Here is a 10,302-nt window from a genome sequence, read left to right as displayed (position 1 = left end):
AAGATGATGATTTATACTTTACTAAACGATATATTTCCCTAAAACTTCGCAATAAATTTAGTTATTAATGCTTGAGCTGTATACCGTGAAAGTGGCAAGTACAGTTCTTAGTTGAGGGAGAGACTGTGAAGTGATGTTCTTATCCGACAAACTTGTGATCAAAGTTTTGAATCCATAGAAATTGTCTATATTTACGAAAGAGGATTATTTAAATATTTTATTAGTATAATATTAATAAAAGGATAACAATGAAAATATTGTCAGTTATTGAAAAGAATATTCAGCCTAAAGATTACGGATCTTGGAATAGTAACATGCAAGTGATAGAAACTGATGAAGGTATATATATTGATAACCTTGTTGGAAAATCATTTGGTCAATTTCCCTGTGGTTATAATTGGTCTCAACATATTGAAGGAAGTGAAAGTATTGATCATTTAAACATAAAAATACGAACATCTCGTGGGTATAAATGGCTAAATATGGGTTAATCCAAATTTTTAAAATATCATTGACATTGATTTGACTCAAAATTAACTTTTTTATACTTTCTTGAGTAAGAACCATAAAAATAATTTACTTGTCTAGGAAGTGTTAGAAATTCTCGTATAATAAAATATTGGAAATATGATACTATACAAGAATTTATAACAGTCTCCTTGTCTCTTTATAATTTAAATTTATCAATAGTCTCATCACATCTTTTTAATTTTATTTCTTTTACACCTATAGTTTGAATTGAACTCTCACTTAATGGAATAATGCCATATAGACTGTCATGTAATTGCATAAGAGATAACATTTCTTCTAATCTTTTTGTTTTATTATATTCAAGACAATATTCTTTTGCTTTTTCTAAAGATATTCTTTCTGATCTTGAAGTATCTATTGTTTTTACTTTTTCATTATCACTAAGTCTATCATTTATATTTTTCTGTGCAAAACTTATGTATTCAATATCACTAGTATTAGTTTTAGTCAAATTATCTATTAATGAAACACCTGTACTTCCAATCCCTATTACTGCTATTTTTGGTTTTTTCAAAGTTTTATCCTTATTATTTTAACACATTAATATCTTACAACTACTTTCTTAGCAGGCATATTCTTACTTGCACTAACTACGGCCATGTCAACACCTCTCGCTAATAAATACCATGCAAATATAGGCCCAAGTACTACAGCATAAGCTAATCTTGATGCTAACATTACACCTGAATCTCCAACAATTTTCACTATAGCCCTCTCATAATCTTCATATGATATTTTTCTTCTAAAATAAGCCATTGTAAATGGCCATATTGCAGCTACAGTGCCAACTGTAACGCCGCCAATCACAACATGAGTAGCATCAACTTGTTCTATAGAATTAATAAGCTCATCAATTTTATCTTCTGTAATATACTGTAGTGTTTCATGTTCAAATCCTGAACCAAAAACATTTGGATTGTCTGCATAGAATGCAGCAGCTTCATCTGTTGTCATTATTGGTAAATCGGGATACTTATCAAGTGCATGTTCAATAATACTAGTATCTCCAGCTCCTGTAGCTTTAAGAGATACTTCCAATGTTTCTTTCGTCTCTGTATTCGTAAATACTATATCCGATCCTGGAAAACTTTCATCTTCATGCATTTCTGCATTCCACTCATCATTATCTTCATTTTCAGCATTAGTTACCATTATTTCAAACATCTTACCTTTTATTGTACTTATTGCACCTTCTAATGCTTCGCTATCATATTCTTTGAACCTATCTGCAATTTCAATAACTGTTGTATCTTCATTAAACTGTGCGGACCAACGCAATCTAATGGCTTCTATGAATACATCGCCAAGTGGTCCTTGAAGTTTTTCATGTTGGTCTGATAATAAATACGCCATCGATACATTAGCAAACATTTCACCATTAATAATTTTTTGCTCTTGAACTAAATCACCACTTATCCATTGTTTAAAACGCTTACCAAATAACTTCATATTATCTATGGTTAATGTAGTTTTTAATACTTCAAATTGATAGGAAAAGATTTGTTTTGTTTTAGTGCCTACCTCAAGCAATGTTCTTAAGGGTATAGAAAAACTTCCACTTCTTTTTGTTTCTTTAAATCCAACCCAAAATAGTACACCTACTAAATTTGTTACTAGTAGTTCAGCGACAATAAGAGGATTAACCATTGGAATAACAGAAAATAAAGAAAATCCAAAACTAAGTAAGTGTTTAAATCCAAAGAGTACGGTAAAGCCAATAGCACTAAGCATTCCAAAGTACTTAAATATTTCAGATGGTGTTTTTACTTTTACTCCCACATGTTTAGCTATAGCATAAGCCATCCAAGCTTCTAGTGCCATTGATACATATACACCAACTCCCATTTGACCAGGAAGTCCAGCTAGAACGGCATTAATAATTGCAACTTGAGTTATTGTTGCATATACATCTTTATCTATGGTATTATTGGGAATAGTGAATACACCTGTAAATGGTTCAAAAATAAAATCTCTTAATTTTTTATCTTCGAATAATTGTCTTATTTTTTCAAAATTATCTTCGAACCATTGTTTAGCATCTTTATAATATGTTTTATAATTATTGAGTTTTGAATTTATTGATGTCATAAAACCTCTTTATTCAGATCTATTTATATCTGAGATTAGTTTCTTAAAGATTTATAGAGCCAAGTAAAACCAGAATGACTTTCTGTTCTATATTCATCTTCTTTTAGTTCTTTATTAATTTCTTTTTTCCATTCATAGCCATTTTTATTTCTTTTATTAGGTAATTCGGCAATAAACTCACCTTTAGTTGTTACTATAGATTGCATATCATCATTCCAATATTTACATAATGTTTTACCTTTTACTATCTTTACATTAATAATTCTTATGACAGCTTCTGTACATTTAGTTTGAGTTTCTTTAACTATTTGAACTCGTATCGATTCTTGTATTAATGATTCTGATTCATTAGATAAATCAGCATAAAGTGATATATCACTTCTAATATTTGTATTTATATAAATACCCATTTCTCTATTATTAACCTGACTAAACTCATAAAGATTAAGACTTGTTATAATTGCTTCTGATTCGTTAAAATAGCACTTAGCATGAAGATCTTTATTTACATATATCTTACTTACATAGTCAGCAAAGGAATCTATATTTTTTTCTTCTCTACATACAATAGTAATCTCTACTCCATTACTTTTCTGTTGTTTGAGAATATTTTTAATTTTGTCATGAATTTTAATGTAAGGAGTAATTAAAACTATTTTATCTTTGGCATTTTTTAAAATATTTTCCAGGTAGAAATTTAATCCTGTTGTAGTTAAAAATTTCATAGTTCATTATTCCTTTTTATGTGTATTTATCTATGAGACTATTAAGTTGTTGTTTCGTAACTATATCCTCCCCAGAAGAATTTACTTTTCTATTTATTTTTAAAGACTCGGCTCTTTCATATTCGAATGTTTGAAAATGATGATAAACAGAAATAATATTAGTTAGTTTTTTTAGAATCTTTTTAAAAGACAAGTCTTGTTTTTGTAAGATATAACCAATTAATAATCTATTTGAAGCAAGTGGAATTCTATCACCATTATCTTCAAAAAGTTTTTTTGCTGATGAAATCTTATTATTCTTTTTAACTTTATCATCTAATATATTGAAATCAACTTTATTTTCAATATATGAGTACCATTCTATATCAAATATATATAAATCTTCTTTATCTTCAATATTGAGCATCGTAGTATTTGTTGCTTTAATAAACTCCAAATATTTTCTTCTATCATCAAAAGCTTTACCACCAAAATCAATATAAATACGTAAATTATCTGGTGTAGCAAGAATAGAAACCGATGCAAATTCTATTTTTGTTCTCCCTCCATGATTTCCAGAAGTAATTGCTAACCAAACATATGCACTAGTTGAATTTATAGCAGAGATATTATCAACTGATAATGAATGTTTTGTTAATTCTTTTTTTGTGCTAATATAATTTGCTAACTCAGTAAATTTTTCTGCCATTTTATATAAGTTATTAAAATCATTTAATTTAATACTTCCAGAATGAATACCTGTTCTATTTGTTTCTTCAAAATAATTGGTATCAATTACTTCAAAATCTCTGATCCAAATATACGCAGTTTTTAGGTCTAATTGTTTGATTTCCGTATCACACTTTAAATATGATTCATTATCTAACCCATCCCAAATAAAGTATACTAAATTCAAAATATAATATATATTATCACTTGAGTATTTATAACCATGTACTATTTTATTACGTATTAGTCTTAGCTCATCTAAGTCTGATTGTGAATATATTAATCCAGAATAATTTAACTTATTGATCTTATCATATAAACTATCTTCTTTAGAATCAGGGACATTTTGTTTTTCTAACCATAAATCAACAATAAGTTCTAATAAGTTAGAAGCAATATGCGCGGATTGAATAATTTTTTCTGTACGATACAAAGCAACACAAAATTTTGCAATTCTTTTAAGTTCATCTTCAGATGCGATAAGCATAAGATTTTCTCCAATTCAATTTTATTTATTATACATCAATCCAATTCTAAATATGTTATGATATTTACTTAGAATTTAAAAATATCTAAATTTAAATAACAAGTTCATAATACTCTAACTTTTGGAGAATATTCAAAAATCCAACTCTTTATGGAACAAGCTTTTCATTAGTAAAAACTGCTTCAAGAATAAGAGGTTGAGACTATTCAAAATTTAATCTTCTAATTTCACTTCCCACCCCAATAGAGTGTGAATATATTATTAAAGTATCTTATTTTGATATAAAACTAATTATGATCATGAATAATATAATTAAATAAAACATCCTCTACTATATGACTAATTTTAAAATTAACTTTTACTACTGAAACTTTTTTGTTATCATTTATATCCATAGTAGTTTGTTCAAAACTATTATCAATTGGTTTCAAATCTCCAATATAATAGAATTCAAGTCCTTCATCATTACTCTTCTTTATAAATAAAGGTATATGTAGATTCTTATTATTTCTTATAGTTAGAATATCTGGACTTGTTAATTTACGTTTACTTTTTGACATCCATGTAAAGGTACTGTTATTAATAAAATCATCTTCATATTTAGTAGTATCTGAGATATCCTCTTCCTTATGATAATTAACAAAAAGCGGACAATTCGTTTTATCCTGACTTATAATATAGCCACCAACATTTTGTGCTAAAGGATTTTGTTCCCAATTTAATATTCTAAAGACATCTTTTCTAGAATATTTCTGATACAAATGAAAACCATTATTAAATATTGATTCACTATTCTTTTTACTAAATAAACTTATTGAATAATCAATGCTATCCATAAGAAATTCTTTACATATATCATTACTACTTATTAAAGTTAGATCAACTCCCATACTTAATGTATCTTTATCTAATACTATAATATTGTACTTATATTTATTTCTAACACTTATTAGTTTTTTATTTTCTTTTTCTGTAATAAAACTTAAATTAAGATTGTGAATTGATGAAAGGATAGTTTTATTACTTGTTTCATAATTAAATAAACTATAAATATGATCTTTCACTTGAGTAACTGTTATACTTTTATTCTTTAATAATAGTTTTAAAATAATTGTTTCTTCTATACGCTTAGCATTATTTATTTCTGAATAGAAATATTCTAATAATTTTAGTTCTCTAGAATTACTATTCAATTTATTTTTTATGTCATCTTCTATTGTTAGCACAAAATTAAGATATGATTTAGAGTAACTAATATAAGCAAAAGGATCTCGTTGTTTATGATTTATAAAATCCATCATCATAGGAATATTCCCTAGTCTGAACTTAAGTAATTCATAATCATTAACCAAATCTTTTCTTAACTGCATATTTGAAGCATCAATTGATTTATAAATTAGGTCTAAAGAAATTCTATCAAAATTTATAGTAGAAGATCCAGGCAATGTGTTCCTAGATAACAACTTTCTGATAGTATCTTTATTATACGAAGTGTCTCCATATAGAGCAATTGGAACTAAATAGTTATTACTATAATTTCCAATGAAGTCAATTACTGTTAAATATTCCTTATTCTTAACTTTTCTTAAACCTCTACCTAATTGCTGAACAAATATTATTGCAGATTGTGTTGGTCTTAACATTACAATTTGATTTATTTTAGGAATATCTATCCCTTCATTAAAGATATCAACAGTAAAGATATAATCAATTTTATCCTTAGTTGAACTCTCTAACATTTTAATTGCATTCTCTCTTTCAGTTTCAGTATTTGAACCAGATAATGAAATAGTTTTATATCCTCTTTCATTAAACTTAGTAGATAATATTTCACTCTCTTTTATACTAGAACAAAAAATTAATCCTCTAGTTTCACCATTATCTACACCATACTTCTTAACATTTTCTATTATTTTATTTACTCTTTCATCTGTAGTAAGTAAATTAAAAGCATCTTTTTCTTTTAAAAGCTTTTCATCTATCGAAATATCAGAAACTCCAAAATAATGGAAAGGACTGAGCATATCTTCTTCCATTGCATTATGAAGACGTATTTCATAAGCGATATTATGATCAAATAATTTAAATATATCTAAGCCATCTGTTCTTTCTGGTGTAGCTGTCATACCAAGTAGAAACTGAGGAGTGAAATAATCAATTATTTTTTGATAACTATTGGCACCAGCCCTATGTGTTTCATCTATTATAATGTAATCAAAAAAGTTAGGTTTAAATTTTGTTAAATGATTATCTCTTGATATAGTTTGTACTGTAGAAAATATGAAGTCAGAGTCAGTATCTATTTCATTACCAGAGTATAATCCAAAAGTTTTGGTATCTTTAAATACAGACTTAAATGTTTCTAATGCTGCTATAGCAATATTTCGTCGATGAACAATAAATAACATTTTTTTTGGATTAAATGCTTTTGCATCAAAAGCAGCAAGATAAGTCTTTCCAGTACCGGTAGCAGAAATCAATAATGATCTTTTTTTACCTTTTTCTCTAAGTTTAGATAGATTAGATAAAGCTTCTTCTTGCATTTTATTAGGTTTTAGTTCTTTAGTTTGAATTTTTAAATAACTATCTTCTATTAATATATTATTCTTTTGAACTGATTGATAGATCTCATTATAGTTATCAATAAAATCGTTATCAATTGTTGTAGCATTATCAAATTCTTTTGTAAATTCTTTTACTGCATCAATAATTATACTACTGTTACTCATTCCAGATACTTGTAAGTTCCATTCTTTATTTGTACACAAAGCATTTGCAGTAAAATTACTACTTCCTATTATTAAATCATAAACATCATTTTTTTTAAACATAAAACCTTTTGCATGAAAATTACCATTTACTATAATTTTTGATTTAATATTTGAAAATTGGAGAAGTCTTTTTAATGCTTCTGGTTGTGTGAAATTAAGATATTGAGATACTAGAATTTTACCTTTAATATTATTTAATTCTAATTCTTCTAATGTATTAAATAACGTAGCAATACCGCTAGTTGTAATAAAAGCAACAGAAAACCAAAACTCATCACATTCTTTTAATTCATTTTGGATCGTTGTTAATATCTTAGTTTTAGTGGATTTATCATTTGTAAGAAACTTTGGTTGATATTGTTTAGAGGATACTATACTAGAATCCAAGAATCCTGTTTCTAAACTTTCTTTTAAAATATTAATATTCATTAATTAACTTTTTAATTATAGGTATATCAGCAGCGGCCCAATCAAGTGTTTCAAGTTCATTTTTATCCAGCCATTTATAATCAATATGTTCAGTTAATGTAAAAGCTTTATTTCTAACATTACATATATAACAGTGCATAGTGATTTTAAAATCTGGATATTCATGATTTATTGTAATAAATTTATTTTCAATAGATATATCTATGACTAATTCTTCTTTTATTTCTCTTTTTAGTGCATTTATCTCTGATTCATTTTCTTCAATTTTCCCACCAGGAAATTCAAATTTCTTCGAAATATAATCGTATTTACTTATACCTCTTTGCATACATAATATTTTACTATCATGTATAATTATTGCTGCTACTACGTTATAGTGTTTCATGTTTTTCCTATATCAAATTATATCTTTACTCTATCAAAGAATAAATTATACTTTGATTTATTCTTTATCAATAATAAGGTAAAAAATATCTGAAGAGAAGTTATGGTCTAAAATTAGAAGGATATATATATCAGTTAATTTATATCTAAAAATTTATCATTTTCTAAATATTTGGTTAAGCATTCTTTTCTTCATAAAAAATCACATCTAACATTGCTACTCTTCCATGCCAAGCTTTTAATTCTAGTGTATTTTTTGGTTTTTCTGATTGCCACCATATTGAATCTTGAATTCTTGCTATTATTTCAGTCCAATATTCTTCATAATTTAATGATTGTTTAATACCAAAATCTTTACATAAATTCTTTTTATTTTGATTATCTAAGCATATAAAAATATCTGGTCTTTTCATTGACAATAATCTTGTAGCTGTTGCGACACCATCACCACCTGATAAAAATGCTTTTTTAAAATTATTAATAAAATCTAAATAGTTTTGATATGATACCTTACCATTTAGTGGTATATAATCTAAGGCTTTTGAGATATATTCATTATTTTGATTTATCTTTTGTTTAAAATATCCTGCTCCTGCCATACTCCCAAACCAAGCCCAATCAAAATTTTCTTTACTTATATTGGGATTAAATTTTTTGATACCAGCAATTTGTTTTCTTTTTTCATCATTCATTCCTTCAAATGAACAGTATGTTTTAAAATAACTATTTGCTGTTTCTAATAAATTTAGTCTTTCATCAAATGAATGAAAAGTATCTTTTTGTATTTCATTAAAATATTCTTCCCAATTTAAAGTTAATATTTTAGAATTTAAAATTGATTTTTCAGACTTTTTATCTGTAAATTTATTATCAATCTTATCTAGGATAGGTTTATATTTCTGAAATAAGTTTTGATATTTATTAAAATAATGACTATCTATAGATTTTGATATTTCCCAATAGTCATTAATTTGTTGTTTCAAGTCTAATAATATTTGTTTTGAATTTGAATCATTTTGATTGAAATTTATCATAATTTCATTATTAAACTCTAGTGCTGATTTTGTAAAATTTGCACTACCAATTAAACATTCCCAATCATTTTCACTATTTTCAAATAAATATACTTTTGGATGATATACACCTTTTTGTGCATCTGTTACAAATTTTACTTTTTTACTATTAATAAAGTGTTTCATAAAATTTGGATTTGTTTGATAAAATTGTGTTCCAACTATCATCTGCACAATATTGTTTTTATTTTTTAGTAATATATCAAATACAGAATTATTCCCACTTGCCCATGCAGTTAATATATAATATTTTTTATATTTCTTTATCAGTTGAGATAATGTCTTACCTATTTCGATTGAGTTAGATATTAATTGCATATATATTCCTTTGGATAATATTTATCGTGATGGAGAGGTAACAAAAATTCATACACTTTTTTGCTAATCCCTAAGCCACCATTTCGTTTCGTAACATTTTTGTTTTTCTTCAAATTGGAGTGGTAACATTATTTCATAATATGATATTACCAGTTTAATATACTTTTAGTATTAGAATTACTCTCTAGAATACTTTTTTTTTGATTTGACTGATTAAATATTGTATCTCTTTTAGTCTTTGGGAAGTCAAATATTGTATTTTTTTTTAGTTTTTCTATATTTAAAATGGTAATTTTATTTTTAATTTCATCAGGAACATTCCATAACAAATCTTCAATAAGGATATAGTTTCTTTTATTTAATTCAACATATTTATCAATTGCATACTCAGTAATAAATGCTGCAGATATAGATGTAATCATTATTAAAGTTGCAGGAGGTGGTGTAAGATATGCAATTCCAATGGAGAAAGCATTACTAGCTAGGGACTTCTTATTATTCATTAAAAGTGATGAAAGTTTAGAATATGTAATCTCACTCTGTATTACTGTATATACAGCAACACCACTTTCAATTGCAATCATAATAACATGAGGACCTTTGATATCTTTAAGTATCATATAATTCTTTAATGCTGGTATGTTTTTTGCGACTTTAGAATCTATAAAAGCGAGAGTCTTATTAGCTTTAGTTTTAAATATTATCTCTATTGAATACCTTTACATATTTGGGAAAAATGCGACAAAGAATTTTAAATATAGCTTAAACTAGATTTTAAAGCCTCTATA

At 26.1% G+C, this 10,302-nt stretch carries 9 protein-coding genes; 1 reads left to right on the top strand and 8 read right to left on the bottom strand.

All coding sequences use genetic code 11. The features are described 5' to 3' along the window. Positions 1-314: 314 nt before the first annotated feature. Positions 315-491, top strand: coding sequence for a hypothetical protein (locus D9T19_RS14115; RefSeq protein WP_162984604.1), 177 nt, complete (start codon positions 315-317; stop codon positions 489-491). Between the two features lie 176 nt (positions 492-667). Here D9T19_RS14115 and D9T19_RS14110 read toward each other — a convergent pair whose 3' ends face one another. From D9T19_RS14110 to D9T19_RS14075, 8 genes are all read right to left on the bottom strand, one after another. Further along, on the bottom strand, positions 668-1,045 hold the full coding sequence (locus D9T19_RS14110; protein WP_121628891.1) for a hypothetical protein: 378 nt from the start codon (positions 1,043-1,045) through the stop codon (positions 668-670). 26 nt (positions 1,046-1,071) lie between these two features. After that, positions 1,072-2,619: a hypothetical protein gene (locus tag D9T19_RS14105; protein WP_121628890.1), complete on the bottom strand. Its 1,548-nt coding sequence runs from the start codon at positions 2,617-2,619 to the stop codon at positions 1,072-1,074. Between the two features lie 35 nt (positions 2,620-2,654). Next, positions 2,655-3,344, bottom strand: coding sequence for a phospholipase D family protein (locus tag D9T19_RS14100; RefSeq protein WP_121628889.1), 690 nt, complete (start codon positions 3,342-3,344; stop codon positions 2,655-2,657). A 16-nt stretch (positions 3,345-3,360) separates the two neighbouring features. After that, a complete protein-coding gene (locus D9T19_RS14095; protein WP_121628888.1) occupies positions 3,361-4,539 on the bottom strand; it encodes a hypothetical protein in 1,179 nt (392 codons plus the stop codon). Between the two features lie 287 nt (positions 4,540-4,826). Next, positions 4,827-7,739: a DEAD/DEAH box helicase gene (locus tag D9T19_RS14090; RefSeq protein WP_121628887.1), complete on the bottom strand. Its 2,913-nt coding sequence runs from the start codon at positions 7,737-7,739 to the stop codon at positions 4,827-4,829. Further along, positions 7,729-8,124, bottom strand: coding sequence for a (deoxy)nucleoside triphosphate pyrophosphohydrolase (locus D9T19_RS14085; RefSeq protein WP_121628886.1), 396 nt, complete (start codon positions 8,122-8,124; stop codon positions 7,729-7,731). The genes D9T19_RS14090 and D9T19_RS14085 overlap by 11 nt, the downstream gene beginning before the upstream one ends. A gap of 175 nt (positions 8,125-8,299) precedes the next feature. Continuing rightward, positions 8,300-9,514: a phospholipase D family protein gene (locus D9T19_RS14080; protein WP_121628885.1), complete on the bottom strand. Its 1,215-nt coding sequence runs from the start codon at positions 9,512-9,514 to the stop codon at positions 8,300-8,302. A 146-nt stretch (positions 9,515-9,660) separates the two neighbouring features. Then, complete coding sequence (locus D9T19_RS14075) at positions 9,661-10,134, bottom strand: hypothetical protein (RefSeq protein ID WP_121628884.1); 474 nt, start codon at positions 10,132-10,134, stop codon at positions 9,661-9,663. Positions 10,135-10,302 lie beyond the last annotated feature (168 nt).

Origin of the sequence: Poseidonibacter antarcticus (assembly GCF_003667345.1) — a bacterium.
GTDB lineage: Bacteria > Campylobacterota > Campylobacteria > Campylobacterales > Arcobacteraceae > Poseidonibacter > Poseidonibacter antarcticus.
This window is presented reverse-complemented; position numbering and strand designations above follow the sequence as displayed.

What these genes read in the sequence shown, in the direction of transcription:
- D9T19_RS14115 (WP_162984604.1), top strand. Translation starts at nt 315, where the DNA reads ATGCAAGTGATAGAAACTGATGAAGGTATATATATTGATAACCTTGTT.
- D9T19_RS14105 (WP_121628890.1), bottom strand. Translation starts at nt 2,619, where the DNA reads ATGACATCAATAAATTCAAAACTCAATAATTATAAAACATATTATAAA.
- D9T19_RS14100 (WP_121628889.1), bottom strand. Translation starts at nt 3,344, where the DNA reads ATGAAATTTTTAACTACAACAGGATTAAATTTCTACCTGGAAAATATT.
- D9T19_RS14095 (WP_121628888.1), bottom strand. Translation starts at nt 4,539, where the DNA reads ATGCTTATCGCATCTGAAGATGAACTTAAAAGAATTGCAAAATTTTGT.
- D9T19_RS14090 (WP_121628887.1), bottom strand. Translation starts at nt 7,739, where the DNA reads ATGAATATTAATATTTTAAAAGAAAGTTTAGAAACAGGATTCTTGGAT.
- D9T19_RS14085 (WP_121628886.1), bottom strand. Translation starts at nt 8,124, where the DNA reads ATGAAACACTATAACGTAGTAGCAGCAATAATTATACATGATAGTAAA.
- D9T19_RS14080 (WP_121628885.1), bottom strand. Translation starts at nt 9,514, where the DNA reads ATGCAATTAATATCTAACTCAATCGAAATAGGTAAGACATTATCTCAA.
- D9T19_RS14075 (WP_121628884.1), bottom strand. Translation starts at nt 10,134, where the DNA reads ATGATACTTAAAGATATCAAAGGTCCTCATGTTATTATGATTGCAATT.